This window comes from Chelatococcus sp. GCM10030263 (assembly GCF_042666455.1).
Taxonomy (GTDB): Bacteria; Pseudomonadota; Alphaproteobacteria; order Rhizobiales; family Beijerinckiaceae; genus Chelatococcus.
The window spans coordinates 666,258-692,770 of sequence record NZ_JBHTDB010000003.1 but is presented as its reverse complement, the minus strand read 5'-3'; the positions used below and the strand labels follow the sequence as shown (position 1 = coordinate 692,770).

Annotated in this window: 22 protein-coding genes; 12 read left to right on the top strand and 10 right to left on the bottom strand. The window is 65.9% G+C overall.

Translation table 11 applies throughout. The features are described from left to right. Positions 1-37: 37 nt before the first annotated feature. From ACFQU1_RS07805 to ACFQU1_RS07795, 3 genes are all read right to left on the bottom strand, one after another. The gene (locus ACFQU1_RS07805) at positions 38-1,318 is read right to left on the bottom strand and encodes an RNA polymerase sigma factor (protein WP_378131020.1); all 1,281 of its coding nucleotides are present in this window, start codon (positions 1,316-1,318) and stop codon (positions 38-40) included. Next, on the bottom strand, positions 1,315-1,686 hold the full coding sequence (locus ACFQU1_RS07800; protein WP_378131018.1) for a YciI family protein: 372 nt from the start codon (positions 1,684-1,686) through the stop codon (positions 1,315-1,317). Before ACFQU1_RS07800 ends, ACFQU1_RS07805 begins: the two co-directional genes overlap by 4 nt. A gap of 72 nt (positions 1,687-1,758) precedes the next feature. Then, positions 1,759-4,152, bottom strand: a complete 2,394-nt coding sequence (locus tag ACFQU1_RS07795; RefSeq protein WP_378131014.1) for a transketolase — start codon at positions 4,150-4,152, stop codon at positions 1,759-1,761. 131 nt (positions 4,153-4,283) lie between these two features. On the opposite strand from ACFQU1_RS07795, the gene ACFQU1_RS07790 reads away from it, so the two are divergent. Next, positions 4,284-4,748, top strand: coding sequence for an Lrp/AsnC family transcriptional regulator (locus ACFQU1_RS07790; protein ID WP_378131012.1), 465 nt, complete (start codon positions 4,284-4,286; stop codon positions 4,746-4,748). A gap of 244 nt (positions 4,749-4,992) precedes the next feature. Here ACFQU1_RS07790 and ACFQU1_RS07785 read toward each other — a convergent pair whose 3' ends face one another. Further along, positions 4,993-5,829, bottom strand: coding sequence for an aldo/keto reductase (locus tag ACFQU1_RS07785; protein ID WP_378131010.1), 837 nt, complete (start codon positions 5,827-5,829; stop codon positions 4,993-4,995). A gap of 1,440 nt (positions 5,830-7,269) precedes the next feature. Here ACFQU1_RS07785 and ACFQU1_RS07780 point away from each other — a divergent pair. From ACFQU1_RS07780 to ACFQU1_RS07765, 4 genes are all read left to right on the top strand, one after another. Beyond that, a complete protein-coding gene (locus ACFQU1_RS07780) occupies positions 7,270-7,833 on the top strand; it encodes a helix-turn-helix domain-containing protein (protein WP_378131008.1) in 564 nt (187 codons plus the stop codon). Between the two features lie 114 nt (positions 7,834-7,947). Then, positions 7,948-8,727 (top strand): LuxR C-terminal-related transcriptional regulator, encoded by a 780-nt coding sequence (locus tag ACFQU1_RS07775; protein WP_378131006.1) that lies wholly within the window; start codon positions 7,948-7,950, stop codon positions 8,725-8,727. 45 nt (positions 8,728-8,772) lie between these two features. Next, positions 8,773-11,043 (top strand): GumC family protein, encoded by a 2,271-nt coding sequence (locus ACFQU1_RS07770; RefSeq protein WP_378131004.1) that lies wholly within the window; start codon positions 8,773-8,775, stop codon positions 11,041-11,043. Further along, on the top strand, positions 11,040-12,323 hold the full coding sequence (locus ACFQU1_RS07765; protein WP_378131002.1) for a polysaccharide biosynthesis/export family protein: 1,284 nt from the start codon (positions 11,040-11,042) through the stop codon (positions 12,321-12,323). The genes ACFQU1_RS07770 and ACFQU1_RS07765 overlap by 4 nt, the downstream gene beginning before the upstream one ends. 178 nt (positions 12,324-12,501) lie before the next feature. On the opposite strand, the gene ACFQU1_RS07760 is transcribed toward ACFQU1_RS07765, so the two are convergent. Continuing rightward, positions 12,502-13,512 (bottom strand): GDP-L-fucose synthase family protein, encoded by a 1,011-nt coding sequence (locus ACFQU1_RS07760; RefSeq protein WP_378131620.1) that lies wholly within the window; start codon positions 13,510-13,512, stop codon positions 12,502-12,504. Beyond that, entirely contained in the window at positions 13,505-14,575 is a 1,071-nt protein-coding gene (gmd, locus tag ACFQU1_RS07755; protein WP_378131000.1) for a GDP-mannose 4,6-dehydratase, read from the bottom strand. Before gmd ends, ACFQU1_RS07760 begins: the two co-directional genes overlap by 8 nt. A gap of 257 nt (positions 14,576-14,832) precedes the next feature. On the opposite strand from gmd, the gene ACFQU1_RS07750 reads away from it, so the two are divergent. Beyond that, the gene (locus tag ACFQU1_RS07750) at positions 14,833-15,864 is read left to right on the top strand and encodes a glycosyltransferase family 2 protein (protein ID WP_378130998.1); all 1,032 of its coding nucleotides are present in this window, start codon (positions 14,833-14,835) and stop codon (positions 15,862-15,864) included. Here the strand turns inward: ACFQU1_RS07750 and ACFQU1_RS07745 are convergent. Next, complete coding sequence (locus ACFQU1_RS07745) at positions 15,821-16,672, bottom strand: glycosyltransferase (RefSeq protein ID WP_378130996.1); 852 nt, start codon at positions 16,670-16,672, stop codon at positions 15,821-15,823. The genes ACFQU1_RS07750 and ACFQU1_RS07745 overlap by 44 nt on opposite strands. Continuing rightward, positions 16,666-18,144, bottom strand: a complete 1,479-nt coding sequence (locus ACFQU1_RS07740) for a lipopolysaccharide biosynthesis protein (RefSeq protein WP_378130994.1) — start codon at positions 18,142-18,144, stop codon at positions 16,666-16,668. Before ACFQU1_RS07740 ends, ACFQU1_RS07745 begins: the two co-directional genes overlap by 7 nt. 271 nt (positions 18,145-18,415) lie before the next feature. Here ACFQU1_RS07740 and ACFQU1_RS07735 point away from each other — a divergent pair, with 271 nt between their 5' ends. From ACFQU1_RS07735 to ACFQU1_RS07710, 6 genes are read left to right on the top strand one after another with little or no spacing between them, the layout of a single operon-like run. Continuing rightward, positions 18,416-19,519, top strand: coding sequence for an MraY family glycosyltransferase (locus ACFQU1_RS07735; RefSeq protein ID WP_378130992.1), 1,104 nt, complete (start codon positions 18,416-18,418; stop codon positions 19,517-19,519). Then, a complete protein-coding gene (locus tag ACFQU1_RS07730) occupies positions 19,516-20,721 on the top strand; it encodes a glycosyltransferase family 4 protein (protein ID WP_378130990.1) in 1,206 nt (401 codons plus the stop codon). Before ACFQU1_RS07735 ends, ACFQU1_RS07730 begins: the two co-directional genes overlap by 4 nt. Continuing rightward, positions 20,718-21,341, top strand: a complete 624-nt coding sequence (locus ACFQU1_RS07725; RefSeq protein WP_378130988.1) for a putative colanic acid biosynthesis acetyltransferase — start codon at positions 20,718-20,720, stop codon at positions 21,339-21,341. The genes ACFQU1_RS07730 and ACFQU1_RS07725 overlap by 4 nt, the downstream gene beginning before the upstream one ends. Beyond that, a complete protein-coding gene (locus ACFQU1_RS07720) occupies positions 21,338-22,168 on the top strand; it encodes a glycosyltransferase family 2 protein (RefSeq protein ID WP_378130986.1) in 831 nt (276 codons plus the stop codon). The genes ACFQU1_RS07725 and ACFQU1_RS07720 overlap by 4 nt, the downstream gene beginning before the upstream one ends. After that, positions 22,165-22,779, top strand: coding sequence for a YdcF family protein (locus tag ACFQU1_RS07715; protein WP_378130984.1), 615 nt, complete (start codon positions 22,165-22,167; stop codon positions 22,777-22,779). Before ACFQU1_RS07720 ends, ACFQU1_RS07715 begins: the two co-directional genes overlap by 4 nt. Further along, positions 22,776-24,083: a hypothetical protein gene (locus tag ACFQU1_RS07710; protein ID WP_378130982.1), complete on the top strand. Its 1,308-nt coding sequence runs from the start codon at positions 22,776-22,778 to the stop codon at positions 24,081-24,083. Before ACFQU1_RS07715 ends, ACFQU1_RS07710 begins: the two co-directional genes overlap by 4 nt. On the opposite strand, the gene ACFQU1_RS07705 is transcribed toward ACFQU1_RS07710, so the two are convergent. Then, positions 24,040-25,278, bottom strand: a complete 1,239-nt coding sequence (locus ACFQU1_RS07705) for a glycosyltransferase (RefSeq protein ID WP_378130980.1) — start codon at positions 25,276-25,278, stop codon at positions 24,040-24,042. The genes ACFQU1_RS07710 and ACFQU1_RS07705 overlap by 44 nt on opposite strands. Then, positions 25,275-26,498, bottom strand: a complete 1,224-nt coding sequence (locus ACFQU1_RS07700) for a glycosyltransferase family 4 protein (RefSeq protein WP_378131618.1) — start codon at positions 26,496-26,498, stop codon at positions 25,275-25,277. Before ACFQU1_RS07700 ends, ACFQU1_RS07705 begins: the two co-directional genes overlap by 4 nt. Positions 26,499-26,513: the final 15 nt, after the last annotated feature.

Below are 26,513 nucleotides of genomic sequence, written 5' to 3'. Positions count from 1 at the left end.
GACAGCAAGACGGCGCGGATCATCCGCAAAGTTATGCCTAACTTCGACCGGCGCGATCCAGTGCCGATGCGACCTCTCCCTCGCTGGCCAACTTATCGAGATGCAGCCGGATATGGGCCGCCTCCGCCGGGGAATTGGCGAGCGCGATCGCCTTGTCGAAAGCGATGCGCGCTTCCGCCTTGCGCCCGAGCTGCAGCAGGAAGGCGCCCTTAGCGCCGTGGAAGTGGAAGTAGCCGGCGAGTCGCTCCTCGAGCGGCTCGATCATGGCGAGTGCGGCCTCCGGCCCGCGACGTTTGGAGACGGCGACGGCGCGATTGAGCGTGACAATGGGCGAGGGCTCGAGCTGCTCCAACATGGCATAGAGCAGGTCGATCTCGGCCCAGTCGGTGTCCTGCGCACGCTTGGCGCGGGCATGGAGCGCGGCAATTGCCGCCTTGATCTGATAGGGACCGGGCTGACGGTGGCGCACCGCCTTGTCGATGAGCGCGAGGCCTTCGGCGAGCATCGGTCTCGCCCAGAGGCCGCGGTCCTGATCCTCCAGGAGAACGACGGCGCCATCCGGCCCGAAGCGTGCCGGTGCGCGCGCGTGGGTGAGCAGCATGAGCGCGGTGAGCCCCATGATCTCGGGTTCAGTGGGGAACAGCCGCAGCAGAAGGCGCCCGAGACGGATCGCCTCGTCGCAGAGCGGCGCACGCATGGGCGCCTCGCCGCCCGAGGCCGAGTAGCCCTCGTTGAAGAGGAGATAGACCATGGCGGCGACCGCGGCGAGCCGTTCCGCCCGCTCGATAGGGCCCGGTGTCTCGAAGGGCACCCCCGCCTTGGCGACGCGCGCCTTGGCGCGGGTGATGCGCTGCTCCATGGCGGCTTCGCCGACGAGGAAGGCGCGGGCGATCTGCGGCACGGTGAGCCCGCAGACGATGCGCAGCGCCAGCGCGATCTGCTGGGTGTCCGGCAAATCGGGATGGCAGCAGATGAAGAGGAGCCGCAGGATGTCGTCGCGGTAATCGGCATTGTCGAGGCGCTCGGCGAGATCGGCCTCGGCATCGTCGAGATCCGACAGAGTCTCCTCGGCCGGCAGCGGTTGCTGGCGACCGCGCCGGCGGGCGGCGTCGATTGCCGCATTGCGGCCGACAAGGATGAGCCAGGCGGCGGGATCGCGCGGCGGGCCGTTCTTCGGCCAGTTCTTCAGCGCTCTGAGGCAGGCCTCCTGAAAGGCCTCCTCGGCTGCGTCGAGATCGCGGAAATAGCGCAGAAGCGCGGCGACCGCTTGCGGCCGGGCCGAGGAGAGTGTCGCGTCGATCCAGTGGAGATCGTTCATGAAGCGACGCTCCCCGGGCGGAAGATGCCGACCGGCCGGATCTCGTAAGAGCCACCGGGATTGGCCGCGCCGAGCTCGCGCGCGATCTCGAGCACCTCGTCGAGCGATTGGCCATCGACGATGTAGAAGCCGAGGAGCTGCTCCTTCGTTTCTGCGAAGGGGCCGTCGATGACGAGCGGTGGCTCGCCGTGCTTGCGCAGGGTGGTGGCGGCGGTCGTCGGCAGGAGGCGGGCAACGGGGCCGAGCCGGCCTTCCTTCGCGAGCCTCTCCTGCACGACGGCGAGCCGCGCCATCACGGCCTCGTCCTCCTCCTTCGACCAGGCACAGACGACGTCTTCCGAATGATAGCAGAGAATGGCGTAGAGCATGGTTTATCCCTTCGTCTTGCTTAGGACGAAGGACTATGCCCTCTGCCGACACCTGCTGCAAAAATTCGCAGCTCAGGCCATGCGCAGATGGCGGATCGGCCGGCCGGGCACCAGCGTCTCGGCGGCGGCGATGATTGCCTGCGCGTCGATACCGTGATAGCGATAAAGATCGGCGATCGTGCCGGTCTGGCCGAAATGCTCGATGCCGAGTGTTCGCGTCCGGTGGCCGTGGACGGAGCCGAGCCAGGCGAGCGTCGCCGGATGACCGTCGAGCACGGTGACGAGCCCACAATGGGAGGGCACGCCGGCGAGCAGCCGCTCGATATGGCTCTTGGCATGAACGAGGCCGCGCTCGCGGGCGCGGCTCGCCGCCGTCCAGCCGGCATTGAGCCGGTCGGCGGAGGTGATGGCGAGAAGCCCCACATCTCGCCGATCCTCGGCCATCAGCCCGACGGCTTCGATCGCCTCCGGCGCGACCGCCCCCGTGTAGGCGACGACCACCTGGGCATTCGGCCCGGGTTTCCTCAGCCAATAGGCGCCGTTGATGATCTCCTCGGCGAGCGCCGGCGCCATCGCGCGCTTCGGCTGCTCGATGCTGCGCGTCGAGAGCCGCAGATAGACCGAACCGCCGACCGCATCGCGCAGCCAGGTGGTCTCGTTGGGCTCCGCCTCGCCCGAGCGCTGCAGATAGGCGAAGGACCAGTTGAGTATGGTGGCGAGCTCGTCCACGAATGCCGGCTCGAAGCTCGCCAGCCCATCCTGCGCCATGCCGATCAAGGGTGTGGCGATGGACTGATGGGCGCCGCCTTCCGGCGCCAGCGTCACGCCGGAGGGCGTCGCCGCGACGATGAAGCGCGCATCCTGGTAGCAGGCGTAGTTCAAGGCATCGAGGCCGCGCTCGATGAAGGGATCATAGAGCGTGCCGATGGGCAGGAGGCGCTCGCCGAAGAGCGAATGCGACAGCCCGAGAGCGGACAACATTATAAAGAGATTCATCTCGGCGATGCCGAGCTCCAAATGCTGGCCTTTCGGCGAGAAGGTCCAGCTATAGGTCGATGGAATGCGCTCGGCCTTGAAGACATCGGCCATCTCCTCGCGGGCGAAGAGCCCGCGGCGATTGACCCAGGCGCCGAGATTGGTGGAGACGGTCACGTCAGGCGAGGTGGTGACGATGCGGCGCGCGAGCTCGCTGTCGCTCTTGGCAATCTCGTGCAGCAGAAGGCCGAAGCCCTGCTGAGTGGACATCACCGGCTGTGCCGGAACAGTGAGCGCCTCCGGCACATCGACGGCCGGCGCGTGGTGGCGCCGTGTGCCCTTCTGCACGAAGGGCACCTTCTTCAGAAAGGTCTTGAGCTCGGCCGCAGGCAAGGGCAGTCCTTCGAAGAGGTCCCATTCGCGGCCTTGGCGGACCTCCATGGCAGCGCGCAGCGTCTCCATCTGCGTCGGCGTGAGCAAGCCGGCGTGGTTGTCCTTGTGGCCGGCGAGCGGCAGGCCGAAGCCCTTGATGGTATAGGCGATGAAGCAGACCGGGCGGTCATGGGCCCGCGCCGCCTCGAAAGCTTCGAGCAGAGAGGGCAGGTCGTGCCCGCCGAGATTGGCCATCAGCGCGGCGAGTTCATCGTCGCTGCGGCGCTCGATGAGCGCCGTCACCGGGCCCTGGTCGCCGAGCTCGTCGGTGAGGCGCTTGCGCCAGGCGGCCCCGCCCTGGAAGGTGAGCGCCGAATAGAGCTGGTTGGGGCAGGCGTCGATCCATTCGCGCAGCCGCTCGCCGCCAGGCTCGGCGAAAGCCGCGCGCTGCAGGGTGCCGTGTTTCAGGATGACGACGTCCCAGCCGAAATTGCGGAAGATCGCTTCGAAACGCGCCCAGAGGCCTTCGCGCACCACGGCATCGAGGCTCTGGCGGTTATAATCGACGATCCACCAGGTGTTCCTGAGCCCGTGTTTCCAGCCTTCGAGCAGCGCCTCGAAGATATTGCCCTCGTCCATCTCGGCATCGCCGACGAGCGCGACCATGCGCCCCTCCGGCTCATCCTTGCCCCAGCCCCTGGCGCGCACATAGTCCTGCACCAGGGAGGCAAAGAGCGTCTGCGCCACGCCGAGGCCGACGGAGCCGGTGGAAAAATCGACGTCGTCGGCATCCTTGGTGCGTGAAGGATAGGATTGCGCGCCCTTGTAGCCGCGGAAGTTCTCGAGCTTTTCGCGGCTCTGGTTGCCGAAGAGATATTGGATGGCGTGGAAGACCGGGCTCGCATGCGGCTTCACCGCGACGCGGTCTTCGGGCCGCAGCACCGCGCCGTAGAGCGCCGTCATGATCGTGACGAGCGACGCCGAGGAGGCCTGGTGGCCGCCGACCTTGAGCCCATCGGTGCTGGGGCGCAGGTGATTGGCGTTGTGAATCATCCATGTGGCGAGCCACAGGATCTTCTTCTCGATAGCGGCGAGCAGGGGAAGGCGAGGATCGGTCATGGGCGGCACCTGGTCTCGTTCCTGCGAATATAAGGCGGCTATGATGCCAAAAGGAGCCAAATTCGCTTGGCTGATCCGGCATTTTTGGCCATATCAGCTAACATATTCCTTCTTCATTGAGACATCTGCCAATGCGCGCCCTCGACGAGATCGATCGCAAGATCATCGCCGCCGTTCAGAATGACGGCCGGATCACGACCCAGGAGCTTGCCGAAAAGGTGGGGCTGTCGCCCTCGCCCTGCGCGCGGCGACTGCGCCTCCTGGAGGAAACGGGCATCATCAAGGGCTATACGGCGGTGATCGACCAGGACAAGGTCGGGCTGCCCATCAGCGCCTTCGCCTCGGTGAAGCTCGAGCGCCAGCGCGAGGAGGCGCTCGACCGCTTTGCCAAGGCGGTCGCGCTCTGGCCGGAGGTGGCCGACTGCTATCTGATGACCGGCCCGCGCGACTATCTGCTGCGCATCGTCGTCAGCGATCTCAAGGCCTATGAGCAGTTCCTGAAGGACAAGCTCACCCGCCTTGACGGCGTCGCTTCCATCGAGACGAGTTTCGCGCTGGGGCAGGTGAAGCGCTCCGAGGCCCTGCCGCTGGCGTGAGGGGCAGAGAGCAGTAGCTGGCTAACAGGCGAGCCGGTCATCCCGGACCGAGCGAAGCGAGGTGTCCGGGATCCAGACTCGATGTCACGGATCGTGAAGACGCGACGTCAGCCAACTTCGGCTCTGCTGCCCAGCCCCTCTCGGCACCATCTTCGGTTCTGGATTCCGGGCCCGCCCTGCGGGCGTCCCGGAATGACCAAGTTGCCGTTCAATCCCTCTGGTCGCTCCGGCACGACCTAGCGTATCAGATCATCGCCAATGGCTCTTTGCGGCGAGGCGGCGGAAAGTCCGCATCGATCGCCGCAAGATCCTCCGGCGTAAGCGCGAGATCGGCGGCGCGCGCATTCTCTTCGGCGTGGCGGCTGCTGCCGGCTTTCGGAATGGCGACGACATTATCGTCGCGCAAGGCCCAAGCGAGTGCCACCTGGGCCGGGTTCGCCCCGTGACGCTTGGCGATCTCGGCGAGCGCGGGCGAGCGCAACAGCCGCCCGCCCTGGCCGAGGGGCGAGTAGGCCATGATCGGGATCTGGTGCTCGCGCTGCCAGGGCATGAGATCGAACTCGATGCCGCGGTGCTCGGGGTTATAGAGCACCTGGTTGACCGCGCAGGCCCCGGCATCGGCGACACCGGCGAGTTCCTCCATGTCGTCGACGTCGAAATTCGACACACCCCAGCGGCGGATCTTGCCGGCGCGCGTCAGCGCGTCAAAGGCCTCGACGGTCTCGGCGAGCGGTACGCGCCCGCGCCAGTGGAGGAGATAGAGATCCACATAATCCGTCTTGAGACGTTCGAGGCTCGCCTCGCAGGCGCGAACCGTGCCACTGCGCGAGGCATTGCTCGGCAGCACCTTTGTCACGAGGAAGACCGCGCCGCGCCGCCCGGCGATCGCCTCGCCCACAAGTTCCTCGGAGGCCCCGTCGCCATACATCTCGGCCGTGTCGATGACCGTCATGCCGCAATCGATGCCGGCCCTAAGCGCTGCGATCTCCTTCCGGCGGTCGGCGCCGGAATCCCCCATCATCCAGGTGCCCTGGCCGAGCGCCGTGACGCTCGTTCCATCCGGCAAGGTGATCCGCTTCATGTGACCCGTCCCCGTATGATTGCCATCGGACACGATGATCCTTTTCGAATGCTCCGGGAAGAGCCCAATCGGCAGACCGCGCCGAGCGGGGGTCGACTGCCGTCAGCCGGTTGAACAGTGTTTACAGTACAGCTTCGGCAGTCACTTGTTGCGTCTGATGCAACCCGCCTTCCGGTGTGAGGTCGGCGAGCTGCTCCGATCCGGCTGCCTCGTGGGCGGAGCGCCGCGCTCATCACAATAAATTGATCACGGTTCACGCCGCCCCTCGGTGTTGGGCCGGCGTGAACCCGGCATCGCCGCCATTTGCTTGAGCTTGACCGTTTACAAGCTTCGTCCGGCGAGAAGACGGCGCGATCGCTTCAAAAGAATCATTCAGCCATTTCAGACTGTTATGTAAGATTTTCTGATCGCAGCGTAATGTCACGACAGGGGACGGGCCCTGAAGGATCAGCCGGAGATTGGGCCTAAATTGCACCCTGTGAAACCAGCTCTGGAGGTTTCTGGTCCAATCCCAGAACTGTGCATCGAGCAAGGTATAGATATCGCTGTACGGGCAATGACAAGTATCGCCCAGTATTGTGGCACGGCTGCTGCGTGCGCCATGCGGGCGGTTTCGACTGGTGGATTCGAGACGGTTAGCCGACACCTCATTTGGGCGTCTTCTCCGGAGCGGCTGTCTGCGAACCGCTGTTCCGGAGCGGTAGACCCTAGTATGGGCCGGAGATTTGGGACGCGGCCAAGTCCCATGGAATTATGCGCAGTTGCGTCCGCAGGGCCTCTCCGGGCATTGACATGCGCTTGCCCGCCAAACGAGTGGCTCAAGTAACAACATGCTGATATCCGTCACAGATTCGTCACAGCCAGCGTGAAGATCGAATGGCGGCAACTAATGCTATGCGATAACCACTTGTTAATACAGATACCGCTCCAGCGGTACTAGGTGTCCACGTACCATTCAGCGAACCATACAGTCTTTTATGACACGTATTGCTCGTGCATTTCCTCCAGTTCACGGCGCCGTGATTTCGCAAACCGCGATTTGCGCCATGAAAGACGGCGTGATGTCATACCGACATGCAGCTGTCACCCGGCGTAAGCTCTTGCGGCGCTGAACTATCGGAAGAATCGTGTGAAATTTGGCGTTAACCATAATCTCCACTCCCTTGTAAGGGGTCCTGAAGGGGTATTGATTTTACTAGGCGGCGTATTTCGATCTGTGATGGCTCGCTATTCTGTAGTTGATCTTTAAAGTTGTATGTCAATCCGAAGCGTTCTCGCTGCAACTAATGGCGTATGAGCGCATAGTTTACCGTTGCGATCGTTGTGGTATCGTATTGTTCAGAAACAGGCGCAGGAATTATGATACAGTGGTTCCTGGATGTCTCATAACTTCGTGAAATTGGCGATGCCGTTACGCGGCGACATTGGCCGGAGGAGGCCATGAAGCAGATCAAACCGGTTCTGGCGGACGACGATAGAGAGCGGCTGAAGGACATCGTCGGACAAGCGGGCACGCCGAAGGCGATCGCCCTGCGTGCCCGCATCGTGCTCGACAGCGACATGAAGACACGCCGGGCGGTCTCGCGTGAACTCAGCGTGGCCGTGCAGACAGTCGCCAAATGGCAGCGCCGGTACATCGCGGAAGGCGTGAACGGCCTCTACGACCGGCCGCGGCCGGGCAAGCCGCGCCGCTTTCCGCGAGAGGAACTCGCGTCCCTCATTCGGCAGACCTTGGCGACAGAATGTCCGAGCGGCAGTGGTTGGAGCGTTCGTCGGGTTGCAAAGGCGACGGGATTGTCGCCGGCGACCGTCGGACGCGCCTGGCGGGACCTGTTGCGTAACGAGGACCGGTGCCGACCCGAATCCGAGGCCAATCATCCGGGGCCGCCCGCCGAGCGTGATCCCAGCAGCTCCCGTCAGGATGCGCTGGGCGGTCACGCTCCGCCCGACCGGCCATCGGCGCATGCCGGCGCCGCGGTCCATCCGTCGCCGAGCCGGCACTGACGCAATCAATCGATAGACCAGCAAGAACTGGAACGGAGGCCGCTCGCGTTCGAAAGTCGATCCGCATCAACCCTAAAAACAGCCGAATATAAGTCACCAGAGAGGATTGGCATCATGACATCCGAAGCGCTCCATCGATTGCCCAGCGAACCGGTCTCCATGGAGGAGGCTTTGACGAGCATGGCGCGGGACAGGCTCCACAACATGGAAGCCGGGCCTCCGACGCCGGTCGTCCTGCCGTCGACGCAAACGACGATCGTCATCATCGAGTCGCGCGCGCTAATCCGCGACTGCCTCCTGCAGAGCCTGCGAATGCTGACGAAGGGCGATAACGTCGTCGCCTTCGCAACGATCGAGGACTGGCGCAAGGCCACCGTACAGCCGCCACCGGCGACCATCATCCTGCTCTGCCCCGCCGGTCGCAAGGCGGGCGAAAAATGCGTCGATATCGGGCGCCTTCCGGACAACATACCGGTCGTCCTTTTGTCCGATCTCGAAGAAGCCGAGCAGATCTTCGAGGCGCTGGACAGCGGCGCCAAAGGCTATATTCCGACCAGCATTCCGCTGCATGTAGCGGTCGAGGCGCTGCATCTCGTGAAGGCCGGCGGGGTTTTTGTCCCGGCAAGCAGCCTCATCTCCTCCCGGCGATCGATCGAGGAGCATGCCCATGCAGCTAAGAACCAGGGCTACGGCATGTTCACCGCCCGTCAAGCCGCCGTCGTCAACGCGCTGCGCCAGGGCAAGGCCAACAAGCGCATTGCCTATGAGCTCAACATGCAGGAAAGCACCGTAAAGGTGCACATCCGCAATATCATGCGCAAGTTGAAAGCCAAGAACAGAACGGAAGTTGCCGTCCTGACACAAGACTTATTTCCACGAACCGGCCGCGACTGATCGACAGACGCTATACTCAATCGCAGTGCCACAGGGGGCAAGACTATGATCGCGGCGCAGAGTTCATCACCGCACCGGGGAAAAACGGTGCGGGAGTGGCTTCAGATTGTCAAAAGACGGCGGGTTATCCTGGCTGCCAGCCTCGTCGTGGCCTTGGCCTTGGCGGCGCTCCTCATGGCCCTGACTCCGCCGCGCTATACGGCCGAGGCCAGTCTCGTGCTGGAAGCGCGCAAGGTTCAGGTCATTCTCCAGGATGCGGTGATCTCCCGTCTCCCGCAGGAAAGCCCGGTGCTGCGCACCGAGCTCGACGTGATCAGCTCGCGTTCCCTTGCCGAGAGGGTCATGGAGAAGCTCGGCGGCGAGCCGGAACCCGAGGCGCCACCGTCGCTCGCCCGCTCCACGCTGGCCTGGCTGCGCGGTCTCCTGCCGTTTTCCGCGGCACAGCCGGATCCGAAACCGCCGGCATCGCCGGAGGATAAGGAACGGGCGATCATCGATCGTCTGCTCGGCGGCCTCAGGGTCAGCAATGACGGCCGCTCCTTCACCATCTTCATCGCCTATACGTCCTTTGACCCCGTCTATGCAGCCCGTGTGGCGAATGCCTTCGCCGAGGCCTATCTCGAGCAGCAGACGCGCTTGCAGGCCGGCGCCACGCGCCAGGCGAGCGAGTGGCTCGGCAAGAAGCTCGGGGATCTGCGAACCGCGGTCGAATATTCCGAGGCGGCGGTGGCGGCGTTCCGGCGCGAGGCCGGGCTGATCGAGGCGAATGGCGCGCCGCTCAAGGCGCAGCAGCTCAATGCACTGAATGCCGAGCTCGCGGTTGCACGGGCGAGCCGAACCGGTGCCGAGGCACGGCTCGACACTGCGCGCATGCTCGCCAAGCAGGACGGTGGAGCCGCTTCCTTTCCGGAGGTGCTCGGGTCACCGGTGATCCAGCTCCTGCGCAAGGATAAGGCCGAGCTCACGCGCCAGCTCACGGCGCTCGAAGATGCCGGGGCATCGAAAAGCGTCCAGATCCCGGCGATCCGGTCGCAGCTCGCCTCCCTCGACCAGCAGATCGCTGCCGAAACCGACCGGGTGCTCGTCAGCCTCGCCAATGAGGTCGAGGTCGCCCGGCGCAAGGAAGAGGGGATCAAGGCGAGCTTCGACACACTGCAGGCCGACTACGCCGATTCCAGCCAGGCGATGATTCATCTCAATCAGCTCGAGCGGGAGGCGGAGGCCAATCGCACCGTCTATGAGAGTTTTCTCAACCGCTACAAGCAGACGATGGAGCAGGAGGGGTTGGCGACGCCCGAGGCGCGCCTCGTCTCGCGCGCCGAGCCACCGTTCTGGCCCTCGACGGCGCGCCTGCCCATCATCATCTTCGCGCTGATCGGCGGTGTTGGCGCAGGCCTTGCGCTCGCCCTCGTTGCCGAAGGCCTCGATGATCGCGTGCGGTCCCTCAGCGCTATCGAAGAAGCAACCGGGGCCCCGGTCATCGGGCAGATCCCCGAGGCGGCCTTTGCGGCGCGCGTGTCGCCTGCCGACCATCCCGTGAAGCAGCGGGCGTCGGCCTACAGCCAAGCCTTCGCAAAGCTCCAGGCAGCCATCCGACTGTCGCCCCTGTTCGGCACGGCGAAAGTGATCATGGTGACGTCGGCGGTACCGCATGAGGGCAAGACTTCGGTCGCCGTGTCGCTGGCGCGCGTCATGGCGCTCGGTGGCGAGAAAGTTCTGGTCATCGATGCCGACTGGCGGCGGCCGGCGATCGCCGGCACCTTCGGCGGCGTTGGACGACCGGGCTTGGCCGAGCTCATCCGCGGCGAGGCCAGTGGCAGCGACGTCACCCAGGTGGACATTCATTCGGGCGCGCATTTCATCGCTCCCGGCGTGACAAGTGGACTGCCGGAATCCGCGCTTGCGGCCGCGCCTCTCGTCGATTTCATCGCGCAATGCCGGCAGCGCTACGATGCGGTTCTCATCGACACCCCCCCCGTGCTGGCCTCGGCCGATGCTGCCCTCATCGGCAGCAGCGCCGATGCCGCTCTCTTCGTCGTGCGCTGGGGGGCGACCTCCGCCCGGGACGTGGTCGCGAGCCTGCGCGAACTCGCCCTCTGCGGCACCCAGGTCTCTGGCATCGTCATGGACGGCGTCGATCCGCGCCGGCATGCGCATTACGAGGCGGTCGATCAAACGGACCGTGACCGGAGCCCCGGCGCGCAAGCCGGACCACGTGACCGCCGCCCACGGGCGGGGGGCGCCATCGCCCGCCAGGTCGGGCTCGCAGCCGCGCGGATCTTCTCCAACGCGCCGGCCAAGGGGGAACGGTCATGAAACGCAGCTTCGCTTCATCACTGATCGTTGCCGCCTTCGGCCTATGGCTCACGACAAGTCCGAGCGGGGCGGCCGAGGGGCTGTCCTACCGCGCAGGTGTCGGCGACTTGCTGAATGTGGTCGTCTATGGCGATGACAAGCTCTCCGGCCGCTTCCGTGTCGGGCCGGGCGGCACCATCAGCTATCCGCTCCTCGGCGAGATCGCCGTGGCGGATCTGACGCCTCGCGAAATCGGCCAGAGGCTGGCGGATGCCTTGGCCGAGCGCATTCCCGGTGGCGGCGCACCGAGCGTCGAGATCGCGGAATTCGCGCCCGTCTTCGTCCTCGGCAATGTCGACAAGCCCGGTCCCTATCAATTCAGGCCGGGCATGATCGCGCTCGAGCTCGTAGCGCTCGGCGGGGGTGAACGGCGCCCGCCGAATGGCCAGAGCGGCATGCTGCAGCTCATCGCGGCAGAGCAGGAACTCGCCGATCTGCGCATCCAGCGCTTCTCCGAAGAGGCGAAGAAGGCCCGCATCCTGGCGGAGATCGCCGGCCACGATTTCAGCGCCCAGACGCCTATCGGCAACGGCGACCTGCTCCCGGCCGCGACCCGCCGCCAGATCCTCGACAATGAAGCGGCGCTCTTCGAGGTGCGCAAGCGCATCCTGGCCGACCAGGAGAAGGCGCTCGGCGCACAACACGCGAGCTATGACCAGGAGATCGCCTCGCTCAACGAGAGCATCGTCCTGCATGACGAGGAGGTGCGGCTCCTGGAACAGGAGGTCGCCACGCAAGAGACGCTGGTGCAGAAGGGGCTCGCCGTGCAGCCGCGGCTTCTCGCCCTGAAGCGGGAACTGTCGGCGACCCGACGTAACGCTCTGGAGCTGCGCTCCTATCTGGCGCGGGCGCGCCAGCGTCAGCTCGAAGTCGAGCAGAAGCTGGGTGAACTGAAGGATGAGCGCATCCGGGACAATGCGACCGTCCGCGCCGAACTCGACATCAGCACCGTGCGCACGGACGAGAAGATCGCCGCCACGATCGCCTCGATGAACGAGCTCAGGTCGCTGTTGAACAGCGCGCGCGAGGCCGGCCGGCGGGCGACGGTCTACACGGTCACAAGGCTCGAAAACGGCCGTTATGTAACGACGACCGTCGGTGAGCTCGATCCGCTCCAGCCGCGCGACATCCTGCGCATCGAGGTGCCGGGGGTCGCGACGACCGCGGCGGCGGCGCCCCTTCGGGCGGCCGCGGCAGGCCCGGTGGCAGGTGCTTCCCAGCCAAGTGCCGAACTGCCCTGAGAGGCGGTCACATCTCGATACGAGGGGAGGGGGCAGGAACGTCCCCCACAAGGACGAGCCCGGCCGATGGGGATCGGCCAGGCTCGTCCATCGTCAGGGTGGTGCTCTCGCGATGCTCGGCCCGGCAGATGCTTCCGCCTCGCGGCAGGACCATCGCACTATCCCGCCGCTCCCGGGACTAAGGCACCGCGGGATGGCTCACAGGCGCGCGCGTCGTCGCGAGCGGCAGGATGACGCTGTCCTCGCGCGCACGCCAGTGGCGGTAGGCACCGGCGAGGCCCTCGCGCAAGCCGATGCGCGGCGCCCAGCCGAGCGCCTTGAGACGGCTCGTGTCGAGCAGCTTGCGCGGCGCGCCGTCAGGCTTTGCGGTATCGAAGGCGAAGCTGCCGGTATAGCCCACGACCTCCGCGATGAACTCGGCCAGCTCGCGGATCGTCACCTCGTGGCCTGAACCCACATTTATGGGCTCCGCGGCTTCATAGTGATCGAGCAGGAAGAGGCAGGCGTCGGCGAGATCGTCCACATGCAGGAACTCGCGCCGGGGCGTGCCCGATCCCCAGATCTCGACTGTCGGCCGGCCCTCCTCCTGCGCCGTATGGATCCTGCGCATGAGGCCGGGAATGACGTGCGAGCCCATGGGGTCGAAATTGTCGTTCGGTCCGTAGAGATTGGTCGGCATGGCCGTGATGAAGCGGCAGCCGTGTTCGCCGGCGAGCGCCTGAGCCAGCTTGAGGCCGGCGATCTTGGCGATCGCATAGGCTTCGTTGGTGGGCTCGAGTGGGCCGGTCAGCAGGCTCTCTTCCCGCATCGGTTGCGGCGCGAGCTTCGGATAGATGCAGCTCGAGCCGAGATAAAGCAGCTTCACGACCCCGGTGCTGCGCGCTGCCGAAAGGACATTCGCGGCGATCATCAGGTTGTCGTAGAGAAATTCGGCCGGGAAGGTGGCGTTTGCAAGAATTCCGCCGACGCGGGCCGCGGCGACCACGACGATCTCCGGACGCATCCGCCCCATCCAGGCTTCGACGGCCGATTGGCGGGTGAGATCGAGGTCGTGATGATCGATGGTGATGAGGTCGCAGTCCTCGCGGGCGAGCCGGCGGCAGAGGGCGGAGCCCACCATGCCGCGGTGGCCGGCGACGAAGACGCGACGACCCGAGACGATGGCCGAGCCATTGAGGCCGTCAGACATAGCGGTCATTGCGTGCTGCCTCCCTGAGAACGAGGGTGAGATCGGCGGCGACCATCTCGGAGACGAGTTCCGGGAAGGTCACGCTGTGCTGCCACCCGAGCTTCGTCCGCGCCTTGGTCGGATCGCCCTTCAGGAGGTCCACCTCCGTCGGGCGGAAGTAGCGCGGGTCGATTTCGATGAGTACTTTGCCGGAGGTGGCATCACGCCCCTTTTCGGCGACCCCCTTGCCCTCCCATTCGATCCGCCGGTCGACATGCCCGAAGGCGAGCTCGACGAATTCCCGCACCGTGTGCGTCTCGCCGGTCGCGAGCACATAGTCGTCGGGCTTGTCCTGCTGCAGGATGCGCCACATGCCCTCGACATAATCGCGGGCATGGCCCCAGTCGCGCTGGGCGTCGAGATTGCCGAGATAGAGCTTGTCCTGCAGGCCGTGGTGGATCGCTGCGACGGCGCGCGTGATCTTGCGGGTGACGAAGGTCTCGCCGCGGATGGGGCTCTCGTGATTGAACAGGATGCCGTTCGATCCATGAATGCCATAGGCCTCGCGGTAGTTCACCGTGATCCAGTAGGCGTAAAGCTTGGCCGCGGCATAGGGGCTGCGCGGCTGGAACGGCGTGTACTCGCCCTGCGGCACTTGACCGACATTGCCGAACAGTTCCGATGTCGAAGCCTGATAGAAGCGGCAGCGGTTCTCGAGCTTCAGGATGCGGATGGCCTCCAGCATCCGCAACGTCCCGAGCCCGTCGGCATTGGCCGTGTATTCCGGCGTCTCGAAGCTCACCTGCACATGGCTTTGTGCTGCGAGATTATAGATCTCGTCCGGCTGTACCTCATGAATGATACGGATGAGATTGGTCGCATCCGTCATGTCGCCGTAGTGCATGAGGAAGCGGACATTGTCTTCATGCTGATCGCGATAAAGATGGTCCACTCGCTCGGTATTGAAGGAGGACGAGCGGCGCTTGATGCCGTGCACCAGATAGCCCTTGGCAAGCAGGCTCTCGGCGAGATAAGCCCCGTCCTGCCCGGTGACGCCCGCAATCAGCGCAACCTTGTCCGCCATGTCCGCCTCCTTGTCCTGAAATCCAATGTGACCTTAAGGTTTGGGCGGGATCCCTTCACCTTGTCCGAAGGTGGCGGAACACCTCCGGCAAGGGGGGATCAGGGCGCGCCGATGCAACCGAGGGGTCATGGCAGGGCCTTCGAAAGAGGTAAGCGCGTCCGGGCGCATGAACCCGGTGCCGACCGAAAGCACAGCTCGGCCTGCGGCGCCCGCCGCCGCAAGATGCGGCGAGCACTTCACATCATGGAAGACGCGTCATGCCGATCGCCGACATCATCGTGCCCTGCTACCGTTACGGGCATTTCCTGGAGCGATGCGTCGCGAGCGTACTGGCGCAAGGCGTGCCGGATATCCGGATCCTCATTATCGACGACGCCTCGCCTGACGGCAGCGGCGCGGTCGCCCGCGACATCGCCAGTCGCGATCGACGCATCACGGCGATCGTGCACTCCGTCAATCGCGGCCATATCGCCACCTATAACGAAGGCATAGCGTGGGCCGAGGCGCGCTACATGCTGCTGCTCAGCGCCGACGACATGCTGGCGCCCGGGGCGCTCGCGCGGGCGATCGACGTAATGGACAAGAACTCCTCAGTTGTTCTGACCTATGGCGGCTGGGTCGAGGTTTTCGGAGATGACGACGAGATCACCGCAACGGCCGCCGGCGACCATGACTGGCAGATCCATTCCGGAGCGGCCCTGATCGAAAAGACCTGCGCGACCGCGATCAACCCGGTCGTCACGGTGACGGCGATCCTGCGCACGGCCGCGCAGAAGGCCGCCGGCCTCTACGATGCGGAGCTCACCCATTCGGGCGACATGGAGATGTGGCTGCGTCTCGCGACGCTCGGCGACATTGCCGAAACTCCGGCGGTGCAGGGTGTCAGAGGCGTGCATGGGGAAAACATGTCGCTCGTGGCGCCCGATGTGCTGCTGCGCGATTACCTGCAGCGGGAGCTCGCCTTCGCGGCCTTCTTCGCCGGCCCGGGAAGCGTCCTGCCGGGGGCGGATCGGCTTCACCGGCTCGCTACAAGGCGGCTCGCCGAACAAGCCTTCTGGACGGGAATGGCGCAATGCTGGCGCGGCAATCGCGTCGGGGGGCGTGCGCTTCTGCGCTTGGCCTTGCGCCTCAATCCACGGCTCGCCATGGCGCCGCCGCTCGGGCATCTCTTGCGCATGCCGGGCATGGCCCGCCGGCTTGGCGCCGTGGTCGCGGAACGCGTGCCGGCCGCAGCCTGGCGCCAGCTCAGAAGGCGGGCGCCAGCCGTATCGCCGCCTTCAGCGCCATGAGCCGCAAGCGGTTGTGGCCGCGCCGGAAGTTGCGGTGCAGGGCCGTCGCACTGTCGCGATAGTCGACGAGGCTCTCGGGCAGATTGGCGAAGTGCGTGAAGCCCTTCAGCATCATGCGGATCCAGAGGTCATAGTCCTCCGCCAGGCCACGCAGGGCGCGGTAGCCGCCGGCCTTGAGCACGCTGTCGCGGTTCAATAGCACGCCCGTGTGGTTGACGAACCAATAGCCCGGCGAGGACAGGATATAGGATCGGGTGATGCGTGACGGATGGGTCGTCGTGTAGCTGTCGTGGCCGAAGGCGGTGAACTGGCTGCCGAGCACATCGATCGCTTCGCCTTTGTCGAGAAAGGCTGCATAGGCGGCGAGCAATGCGGGCCGGGCGACATCGTCGGCATCGAGCTTCAGCGCATAGGGTGTCGGGCAGGCACGCAGCGCCCGGTTCATGGTCGGCCCAAGCGACAGGTTGTCCCGATTGGTCAGCACCTGGACAAGGCACGATTGCCTGAGCGCGGCGAGATAGGCGAGCGTTTCGGGGCGGCTGCTGCCATCGTCGATGACGATGACCTGCGCCGGGAGAAGCTTTTGCCCGAGCAGCGAATCGAGCGCGACATGCAGCATTGCGGGGTCGGTATTGAAAACCGGCACGATGGCCGTGACCTCCTCGGCGACGGGCCGGCGCGCGTTGGCTTCCGTCACTGCGTCGACGTAGTCGGCAAGCGCCTGCTCCAGGGACAGATCCGGCGGGAAACAGGCGAGCTGGTTCAGGCGATCGATCGTGATCGTCGGGGCAATGGTCATCGTCACCATGCGACACCTCGGCGGAAGGGACGAGCGAGGGCCCTCTTCAGGCCCGCGACAGGGATGAGGGGCAGGACCAGGTCAAGAAGCGGATGACGGCTGAGCCTGAGTGCGATGAGCCAGCCGGCGCCGCCGCCCGCCACGGCGAGTGCGATCGCGCCGGCCGAGAGATCGGGGGCGAAGTCATGAGACCAGGCGATTGCGAGCGGCGCGAGCCCCGTACCAAGGACGACCAGGGCGCTGCGCCCGAGAGCGATCGCGAGATCCCGCCATGCGAAGGGCAATTGGCGGCGGATGAAGGCGAAACTGACCGCAGCCTGGAAGGGGCCGATGATGAAGAGGCTCGCGGCAACCCAGTCGAGACCGTGGAAGGCGGCCAGCGTGACGAGAAGCGCCGAGGGCGGCAGAACGATGAGGCTCGAGGTGAGCGTGTCGCGCACGCGCCCCACCGCAACAAGGGTCGGATAGGTGAGAAAGCCTGCGAAGAGCGATAAGGAGGCGAGTGCCATGAGGCGCACGACCGAGGCCGCCTCCGCCCAGGCCGGCCCGAGCACGACGTGCACGGCCGGCTCGGCCAGAATCGCCAAGCAGATGAGAAAGGGCCATTGCACGGCCGTCGCCAGCGCGATTGCCTGGATGTAAGGCGCCCTGAGGTCGCCGCCGCGCCTCGCCTCGGCGGCGAGCGCCGGCAGCACGACCGGCTGGAGAGCGGCGAGCAGCGAACGCTCGGGCATCTGCACCAGCATCAGCGCGCGGCTATAGAGGCCGACGGCGTCGAAGCCGAGGATTCGGCCGAGAACGAGCTGCGGCCAGGCCTGATAGATGTTGTTGAGGAAGGCGGTGGCGCTGGCGTAGCTGCCGAAGGACAAGACCCGCCGCCAATCGGCCAGCGTGAGCCGAAACACCGGATAGGGTGGCCGAAAGAAGGCGGCGGCGGCCGCTGTCGCGATCACTGAAACGAGATAGGCGAAGGCGAGGCTCAGATAGCCGTATCCGGCGGCTGCCAGGCCGATCGCGGTGACGAGATTCGCCGCTACGCCGACGGTGTTGATGAGAGCCACTTTGTCGAAGGCCATCTCGCGGCGGAGCAGCGCGAGGATCGGATTGATGAAGGGCCCGAGGAGAAAGCCGGCGGCCGTGATGGCGAGGACCGGTGCGAGACGTGGATCGCCGTAAAAGGCGGCGAGCGAATCGGCCGCCCCGAAGATCGCGCCGGCGAGGCCCACCGAAAGGAAGAGCGTCAGCGTGAAGGTGGTGCGGACGCCGGCGGGCGTGATCTCGCGCTCCTGAATAAGGTAAGTGCTCGCGCCGAAATCACGCAGGATCTCGCCGAGCAACACCACCGTGCCGCCCACGACGAAGACGCCGATCTCGGCGGGACTCAACAGGCGCGCGAGCACCGCCGTCATCACCAGATTGGCGATATTGGCGGCGTAACGCTCCAGACAGGAAAAGGCGAAGGAACGAGTGAGCCCGGTCATTGATCACCTCGGGCAAGGGCCCGCTCTGATGTGACCCTAAGGCACGCCACGGCCGTTCCATGCTCCCTCGAAGGTGGAGCCGCCGTCCTGAAAATGGGGGAGGGCTCACCCGGCCGAAGCGGGTGCGGGTCGCCCCCCGGTGCTGGCATACCGCCGACCGCCGCCGAACGGCCGCGCGTCCTCACCTGAAATCCTGAATCGCGGCGCGACAAGGCTTGGTGGAGATTGAAGGAGCCGATCGCCGGTATGGCGGCCGGCTGCGGAGAGAATCATGCCGCTTCACGCGACGCATTTCATGAACGCCTTCCTGCTTGCGGTCGTTCTCATCCTCGTCCTCGAGAAGGCCGCCTGGTCGGTCGGGCTCGTCGACCGGCCGAACGCGCGCAAGCTTCACGACGGCGGCGTCCCGGTGATCGGCGGGCTGGCGATCTTTTGCGCCTTCGTGCTGACCGTTCTGCTGATCAGCGGCACCGAGGCGCCCTGGACGCTCCTCGTCGGACTTGCCGTTCTCGTCGGCCTTGGCGTGGTCGATGATCTCGTCGACCTGCGGGCGCCCGTCCGGCTCACCGTTCAGGTGGGCGCGGCGCTTCTGATCCTGCTGCCCGGCGGCCATCTCGTCGAGGATCTCGGCAATATCCTCGGCAGCGGATCCTGGGAACTCGGCATCTTCGCCCTGCCGTTCACCCTCATTTTCGTCGTCGGGTTGATCAATGCCTTCAACATGCTCGACGGGCTCGACGGGCTGGCCGGCGGGGTCGCAGCGTCTGCCTTCTTCTGGCTCGCAATCGGCGCCGCCCTGGCAGGCCGCGGCGAGGAGGTTCTGCTGCTCGTCCTGCTCTTCTCGACGCTCGGCTTCCTCGTTTTCAATCTCCGCCATCCCTGGCAGGCTCGCGCCCGGGTCTTCATGGGCGACGCCGGCAGCACCATGCTGGGGGCCGGCATCGCCGTCTTCATCATCGCCGCGGCCACCGGGCCCGAGCGTCTCGCGCCCTTGCCGGCCTGGCTCTTTCTCTGCGCCCTGCCGGCCATCGACACCTTGAGCCTCATCGCCCGGCGCCTCCTTGCCGGTCAGAGCCCGATGGTCAGCGATCGCCGGCACCTGCATCACCTCGTCCTGAAGGCGGGGCTGTCGGAGCGCAGTACGGCGGCGGTGCTGGTGCTTTCCTCCTTCGCACTCGGCGGAATCGGCGTCGGCGGCGCGCTCCTCGGCGTGCCGGATGGCGTGATGGTGCTCGGCCTCATCGCGCTCGTCGGCCTGCACACTTGGTTCGTGCGCCACGATTGGCGGGTGGAGCGCCGCGACGGTGCGACGGCCGCAGAGCCGACCTTGCCCGCGCTGCCGCAGGCGCGGCCTGTGCGGAAGCGCATCTCATGATCTTCGCCTATTTCGTCTTCCCCCATCTCGGCGGCACGTTCACCGTCTACCGGCATCTGCGCGAGGGGCTCGCCGGGGCGGGCATCGATCTCAACTGGCTCGGCACCGGAGCCGCCGCCCATGCTGCCGCCGCCGACCCTGCCTGGGCGAGCGAGCGCGCCCACGGCCTCGTCACCGGCCGGCCGGGCGATGATGCGGCGGCGCAGGCCGAGGCCCTGGTCGAGGCCCTCGAAGGGGGCGACTTCGACGGCCTTTTCGTGAATGTCTATGCCGACCTGGTGCAAACCAATGCGGTGCGCTATCTCGCCCCGCATCTCACCCGCATCATGATCGTGCACAACATCACGCCCGCGACCTATGCCGCGGCGCGCGCTGTGCGGGACCATGTGCATGCGACGATCGGCGTATCGCCGCGCATCCGTGACGATCTCGTCAAGTCCTTCGGCTTCGATCCGCAATGGACCTTCGCCATTCCCAACGCGACGGACGTGGCAGCGCATTTGCCGAAAGCCCGGCCGCTTGCGACGAGCACGCCACTCCGGCTCCTCTCGCTCGGGCGGATCGACGACGGTGCCAAGGGCGTGTTCTGGCTGCCGGCGATCCTGCGCGCGCTGCCACCGGAGATGACGCTGACGATAGCCGGTACGGGCCCGGACCTTCCCCGGCTGCGCGAGCTCTGCGCGCCATTCGGCGAGCGCGTCCGCTTCGTCGGCGCCGTAGCGCCAGCGGATGTCGGTGCCCTCATGAACGCCCATGACCTGCTGATCGCGCCCTCGCGATTCGAGGGCTTCATGATCACGCTGGTCGAGGCGATGGCGCAGGGCTGCGTGCCCGTCGTCTCGCAGATCGGCGGCGTCACCGACGCCATTGTCACCGATGGCGTGGACGGGCTTCTCTTCCCGGTCGGCGACTGGCGCGCGGCGGCGCGCGCCATCCTGCGGCTCGACGCGGACCGCGCCATGCTGCACGCCATGTCGGCAGCCGGCCGGCAGACGGTACATGAACGCTATCGGGTGGAGACGATGGCGGCGCGCTATCGTGAAGTCATCCGCCGGCTCGCGCTCGGCCGGCCGCGGATCGCCGAGCCTCTGCCGCTCGGCGATTGGCGGCTTGCGGCAGGGCTCGGCCCGGGACTGCGCAGCTTCGTTCCGCTGCCCATCAAGAACCTTTTGAGAACCGTCAGGGAGCGCGCCGCCTCATGATGGATCTGTCGCGCAGCGGCGAGCATTTCCCGGCCATTGCCGATGTGGCGGCGCGGCCTTACCGGCCCTCGCCACATAGCCTCGCCAATCGCGCCGCGCGGGCGCTCTGGGGAACCGTCTGGCTCGTGCTCTTCCGTCCGAGCCCGAAGCCCTGCCACGGCTGGCGACGGATGCTGCTGCGCCTATTCGGCGCGCGCATCGGCCGCGGCGCGGTGGTGCACGCGTCGGCGCGGATCTGGGGCCCCTGGAATCTGGAGATGGGAGCCTTCGCCTGCCTGAGCCATCGCGTCGACTGCTATGCGGTCGATCGCATCCGTATCGGTGCCTGTGCCACCGTCAGCCAGTATTCCTTCCTGTGCGCGGCAAGTCACGACATCGACGCACCGGACATGCCGCTGATCCATGCGCCGATCACCATCGGCGACCATGCCTGGGTCGCGGCCGACGCTTTCGTCGGCCCCGGCGTCACGATCGGCGAAGGCGCGGTCGTCGGCGCGCGCGCCTCGGTCTTCAGATCGGTGCCACCGTGGACGGTGGTAGCGGGCAATCCGGCAAGGGCCATGCGTATGCGCAGTCGCGCCGTCAAAGATGGGCCCGCCGGCAGGGAGGGCGCAGCATGAGCATCTCGGTTCTTATTCTCACATTGAACGAGGAGAATATTCTTCCAGCTTGCCTCGCCTCTGTCAGCTGGAGCGATGACATCGTCGTGCTCGATTCCTTCAGCACGGACCGCACCGTGGAGATTGCGAAGGCGGCCGGCGCGCGCGTCTACCAGCGCAACTACGACAATGAACATACGCAACATACTTACGGCCTGAAGGAGATCCCCTTCAAACATCCTTGGGTCTACATTCCCGATGCGGATGAGATCACACCGTCGGAGCTGCGCGACGAAATGCTGGCGGTTGCCCAGCCGGGGCGGCCGGAGGCGGCCTTTCGCGTGCGCTTCAAGGTCATGTTCATGGGCCAATGGATCAAGCACAGCAGCCTCTATCCCACCTGGGTCGTGCGGTTGGTGCGGCCGGAGAAGGCTTCATTCGAGCGGGAGATCAACTCGGTCTGCGTCGTCGACGGGCCGATCGGTCGCCTGGAGAACCATTTCGTCCACTACAGCTTCAACAAGGGCCTGAATGCCTGGTACGAAAAACACAATCGCTATTCCTGGCACGAGGCTCGCGAAACCATAAAAAGCCGGGCAATCGGCGCTATCCGATGGAGTGACATTTTCAGCCTGGACCCGCCGCGGCGCCGGCGCGCCTTGAAGGAGCTCTCCTTCCGGCTGCCGTTCAGGCCGAGCCTGCGTTTCTTCTACATGTATGTGGTTTGCGGGGGCTTCCTCGACGGCTGGGCCGGCTATGTGTACTGTCGGCTGCTGGCCGCCTATGAATATATGATCGTCGTGAAGATCGCCGAGATCCGCCGGCGCAAGCAGGGGCTGCCGGTGTGACACGGCGCCTGCTCCAGTTCCTGCGTCGCCTCGCCCTGCTCATCGCCATTGTGGCGGTGGCGACGCTTACCCTTGGCCTTTCGGGATTTTTGGCGGCTGAGCCACTCCTCCTGGTGAGATCGCCACCGGGACACGCCGATGTCATCGTCGTGCTCGGCGGCGATGGCCCGCGGCGCGCCTGGCGGGCGGCGGCGCTTTACCGCGCGGGTGTCGCTCCTCGGGTCGTCGTCACCGGTGACGGCGATTGCACATGGATCCGCGCCACCATGATCGAGTCGGGTGTGCCTCCCGCCGCGATCACGATCGAATGCGCCTCGCGCAACACCTGGGAAAACGCTGCCTTCGCCGCTCCCATCCTGACGCAGCTGGGCGCGCAGAGCGCCGTTCTCGTCACCAGCTGGTTTCATTCGCGACGGGCGATCGCCTGCTTCCGGCAGGCCTCGCCGCAGATCCGCTTTCTCTCGGCGCCGGTCGGACCGGAATTTCCGTTCTGGCGCATCACCGCCGATCCGGACAGTCCGCGGGTGCTGCTCGAATATCTGAAGATCGGCTGGTATGCGCTGCGCTACGGGCTCGTCGCCTCGGTCGCGGCCGAGGAGCGCGTGGTATGAGCGAATTCGTCGCCAACTGGGCCTGGACCTTCCTGCTCGTCGGGCTCACCGTCTGGATGCTGTTTTCGGCCATGACCCGGCCGGGCAAAGTCTACGAGTTTCCCTTTCTCGCCGCAGTGATGACCTTCGCCTTCATCCTGCCGCAGCTTCCGGGTCTTGCGATCGACCGCTTTCTGCCGGCCGGCGCCTATGCGAAGACGATCGCCTTCACCGTCTTTTGTCTCGCCGCCTGTCAGATCGGCTGGTCGCTGCGCGTCAAGCCCATGCGGCTCATCGGCTGGACCTTCGACGAGAAGAAGCTTCTCATCGTGGCGACCGTCTTTTCGCTCGTCGGGGCTTTCTTCTATTTCAGGCTGAGCCGGCTCTCAGGAGAGGTCACCATCGGCACGATCATCAGCGGCCTGCCGGTGATCTACCTGTTCTTCGCACGGCTCCTCACCTATGGCCTCGCCATTGCCCTGCTGTGTCTGGCGCATCGCTTCTCGTGGCCGGCCTTCTGCCTCGTCGCCTTCGATTGCCTGTTCTATCTCGACCGCATTCTCGTGACCGGCAAGCGGGGTGAGACGCTCGAGCTCGTCATGCTGTTCGCGCTGGCCTTCTGGTTCTACAGCGGCCGGGCGTTGCCGCGCGTTGCCGTGCTGACCGGGCTTATAGCCGGCACGCTCGCCATGGGATCCACCGAGGATTACCGCAACATCACCCGGGATGCCGGCCGCCCCGTCTGGTCGGCGATCACCAATATCGACGTGGTCGAGAATTTCGAGAATATCCTCAGGAACGGTGGCCCGGAAATGCGTAACGCCATCCTGCGTGTTGCCGCCATTGACCGCACGAAAGAACTCGATTACGGCATCTTTCACTGGAATATTCTTGTCTTCAACTATGTGCCGGCGCAGATCTTCGGACCGGAGCTCAAGGAATCATTGATGACGCGCTTCCCCGGCGAATATGACCGGGAATACGACCCCTCGGTCGGCAGCACCGAGACCGGCATGGCGGATGCCTTCGGCTCCTTCTGGTATTTCGGCGCGGTGAAATTCCTGCTGATCGCGATGGCCATGCGCAGCATCTATGCGGCGGCCATGGAGGGGCGTGCCGGCGCGCAGATCCTCTATATGCTATCGGCCGTGCCGGCGATGCACACCATCTCGCATCACACCCAATGGGTCATCACGCTCTGGGTGCATATGGCGTTCTTCCTGCTGCCGGCGCTCATCTTCGCACGGCAGTGGCGGGACAAGAGCGCCGACGCGGGGCCCGTCACCACAGATCGATTGAGGCTGGCCGCGGGCCACCCCACGTGAGCCAGCGGTAGACCGCGCCGAAGTCGGCCGCGACGGCCGGCCAGGTGAAATGCTCGCGCGTCAATGTGAGCCCCGCCCGGCCCATGGCGCGCAGCCGTTCCTTCGACAGGCCGCAGAGCGTGGCGAGGCCGGCGGCGAGGCTGTCGACGTCGGGAAGGGCCGATAGGGCAGCTCCTTGAGCGAAGCCTTCCGGCAGGTTGCATTGCGGGGTCATCAGCACCGGCAGGGCCCGCGCCCAGGCCTCGAGCACCGCCATCGGCAGTCCCTCGCTGACCGAGGGCAGAACGAAGGCATCGGCTGCGGCGAGTGTCGCGTCCTTGGCGGGCCCGTGCTGCGGCCCGACGAAATGGACGCTGGCCCGGAGGTCGAGGCTCGCCGTCAAGCTTTCGAGCTCCGCGGCATGGCCGTCGGCCGACCAGCCGGCGATCACCAGATGCCAGGACGACATGTCCGGCCGCCCCGTCCGGCGCACGGCATCCCAGGCGCGAATGAGATTGACGAGTCCCTTCTTCGGCGTGACCCGGCCGAGAAAGAGCAGGATCTTCGCCTGGCGCGGCAGGGCATGGCGCCAGACGGCCGGCTCGGCTGCAGGCGCGACCACCGGGTCGATGCCATTGCGGATGACGCAAACGGGATTTTTGAGGCCGAAGGCGCGGATCGCTTCGAGCTCGGCTTCGCAAAGCGCATGGATGCAGGCGGCGTTGCGCAGATGGCCCTGCTCGTAAAGGCGCGCCGCGATCGTCTTCTTCCAGCCGCTGTTGGCCAGCGCCCAGGGGTCGAGCATTCCATGCGGGCTGACGATATAGGGCGCCCGCTGCCGTGCCGCCCAGCGTCGCGCGACGACCGAGGGATACATCCACAGGCCGTGCACATGCAGGAGGTCGAGGGAAGCGCGCTCGACGCTGCGCGCGAGTTCCGGCGCGAAGCCGAAGGCGGCCGGCCCGGCAATGGTGGACAGATTGACGGGAACGGGAGCCCAGGCCGGGAGATCCTGGCTCGTCTCCCGATCGGCCAAGGAAAAGACCTCGACGTGGCAGGCCGGCGGCGCATGCAGCGCCCGGCTCAAGGCGCGCAGGCATTCGCCAACGCCGCCGGCGGTGCGTGACACCGAGCCGACGAGCATGCCGATGGCGAGCCGGTCCTCGGCGGGCCCCGGTGCCGCCTGCTCATCGCTTTTGCGTGCGGTTTGATTCATGCGGATCCCTCCGCCGCGGCAATCTCGGCACCCCGCAGATCGCGGGCGCGGCCTAACGCACAGCGGAGTCGCTCGCCGTAATGGTCGAGATCGTAGTCGGCGGCGCGGGCGCTGGCGTTGCGGGCCATTTCGAACAGGCGCGTGCGGTCGCGCGCGAGCCCATCGAGGTGAGCGACAATGGCCTCGACATCGCGGATCGCGACGATATGGCCGTCGATGCCGTCGCGCACCACGCTGCCGGCGTTCGGCGTGGTGATGACCGGCAGGCCTGCCGCCAAGGCCTCATAGGTCGCGGTCGCCGAGCCTTCACAGATCGACGGCAGGAGGAAGACGTCCGCCCAGGCGTAATGCTCGCGAATTTGCGCGCGCGGCACACCCTCGATGAGCTCGAGCGCGGAGGCGAGCGCCGCCTTGGCGCCAGGCAAGAGCGGGCAGGGCCCGACCATGCGGAAATCCGCCTGCCCGGCGAGGCGTTTGGCGGCTTCGAGCACATAGGGCGAGCCCTTGCGCAGGCCGATGCCGCCGACCGTCAGCACGCGCAGACGGCCCTTGTGCGGCCGGCGCGGCAGCATGGAAAAGCGCCGGTCGATGCCATAGGGCACGACGATGGCGCGCCGCGGATCGCCGCCCATGGCGATGACGCCGTCGCGCACGAAGTGAGAGCCGCAGATGACGACATCCGCCTTCGTCCACTCGGCTTTCTCTTTCGCGGCGAAGGCTTCTGCGAAACGGTTTTGAGTCGTCGGTGCCTGCCAGCCGGGAAATCGCTCCTCTTCTTCGGCGACGAGACGATCGACAATCGTCCGTGGCGCGATGATCTGCTCGACCGCGGTCCAGAGCCCTGCCGAACGGGCCGCCTCCAAAACGTCGAGGCATTCGCCGCTGAAGGCATAGACGCCTGTGGCGTCGCCGAAGCCGCGTCCGGCGACGAGGCGCGACAGGCGCTCGCCGCCCCAGAGCGCCGCGGCCGTTTCGGCCGAGGCCGTGCGCACGCTGAGACGGCGCAGCGCCAGCGCGAGGCCGAAACCCGGAAAGCTCGTGACGAGATCTTCCGGCACGCCGGTCGGCACGCGGCCGGCGAGGCGCCTTATGGCCGCGGGCATGAGCCGGGACGGCATTGTCTTGACGAGACGCGGCCAGCCCTTGTTGGCGCAAATATCCGTGTAGAGCTGCGCGAGCTCGCCGTGAGCGGCGAGAATGCGGGGAACCGCGTAATGCATGCGCGCACCGAGCTG

Coding starts and splice junctions, on each gene's coding strand:
- ACFQU1_RS07745 (WP_378130996.1), bottom strand. CDS start 16,672: ATGGTGACGATGACCATTGCCCCGACGATCACGATCGATCGCCTGAAC.
- ACFQU1_RS07770 (WP_378131004.1), top strand. CDS start 8,773: ATGATCGCGGCGCAGAGTTCATCACCGCACCGGGGAAAAACGGTGCGG.
- ACFQU1_RS07730 (WP_378130990.1), top strand. CDS start 19,516: ATGATCTTCGCCTATTTCGTCTTCCCCCATCTCGGCGGCACGTTCACC.
- ACFQU1_RS07700 (WP_378131618.1), bottom strand. CDS start 26,498: ATGCATTACGCGGTTCCCCGCATTCTCGCCGCTCACGGCGAGCTCGCG.
- ACFQU1_RS07780 (WP_378131008.1), top strand. CDS start 7,270: ATGAAGCAGATCAAACCGGTTCTGGCGGACGACGATAGAGAGCGGCTG.
- ACFQU1_RS07775 (WP_378131006.1), top strand. CDS start 7,948: ATGACATCCGAAGCGCTCCATCGATTGCCCAGCGAACCGGTCTCCATG.
- ACFQU1_RS07720 (WP_378130986.1), top strand. CDS start 21,338: ATGAGCATCTCGGTTCTTATTCTCACATTGAACGAGGAGAATATTCTT.
- gmd (WP_378131000.1), bottom strand. CDS start 14,575: ATGGCGGACAAGGTTGCGCTGATTGCGGGCGTCACCGGGCAGGACGGG.
- ACFQU1_RS07765 (WP_378131002.1), top strand. CDS start 11,040: ATGAAACGCAGCTTCGCTTCATCACTGATCGTTGCCGCCTTCGGCCTA.
- ACFQU1_RS07760 (WP_378131620.1), bottom strand. CDS start 13,512: ATGTCTGACGGCCTCAATGGCTCGGCCATCGTCTCGGGTCGTCGCGTC.
- ACFQU1_RS07750 (WP_378130998.1), top strand. CDS start 14,833: ATGCCGATCGCCGACATCATCGTGCCCTGCTACCGTTACGGGCATTTC.
- ACFQU1_RS07785 (WP_378131010.1), bottom strand. CDS start 5,829: ATGAAGCGGATCACCTTGCCGGATGGAACGAGCGTCACGGCGCTCGGC.
- ACFQU1_RS07705 (WP_378130980.1), bottom strand. CDS start 25,278: ATGAATCAAACCGCACGCAAAAGCGATGAGCAGGCGGCACCGGGGCCC.
- ACFQU1_RS07740 (WP_378130994.1), bottom strand. CDS start 18,144: ATGACCGGGCTCACTCGTTCCTTCGCCTTTTCCTGTCTGGAGCGTTAC.
- ACFQU1_RS07735 (WP_378130992.1), top strand. CDS start 18,416: ATGCCGCTTCACGCGACGCATTTCATGAACGCCTTCCTGCTTGCGGTC.
- ACFQU1_RS07710 (WP_378130982.1), top strand. CDS start 22,776: ATGAGCGAATTCGTCGCCAACTGGGCCTGGACCTTCCTGCTCGTCGGG.
- ACFQU1_RS07790 (WP_378131012.1), top strand. CDS start 4,284: ATGCGCGCCCTCGACGAGATCGATCGCAAGATCATCGCCGCCGTTCAG.
- ACFQU1_RS07805 (WP_378131020.1), bottom strand. CDS start 1,318: ATGAACGATCTCCACTGGATCGACGCGACACTCTCCTCGGCCCGGCCG.
- ACFQU1_RS07800 (WP_378131018.1), bottom strand. CDS start 1,686: ATGCTCTACGCCATTCTCTGCTATCATTCGGAAGACGTCGTCTGTGCC.
- ACFQU1_RS07795 (WP_378131014.1), bottom strand. CDS start 4,152: ATGACCGATCCTCGCCTTCCCCTGCTCGCCGCTATCGAGAAGAAGATC.
- ACFQU1_RS07725 (WP_378130988.1), top strand. CDS start 20,718: ATGATGGATCTGTCGCGCAGCGGCGAGCATTTCCCGGCCATTGCCGAT.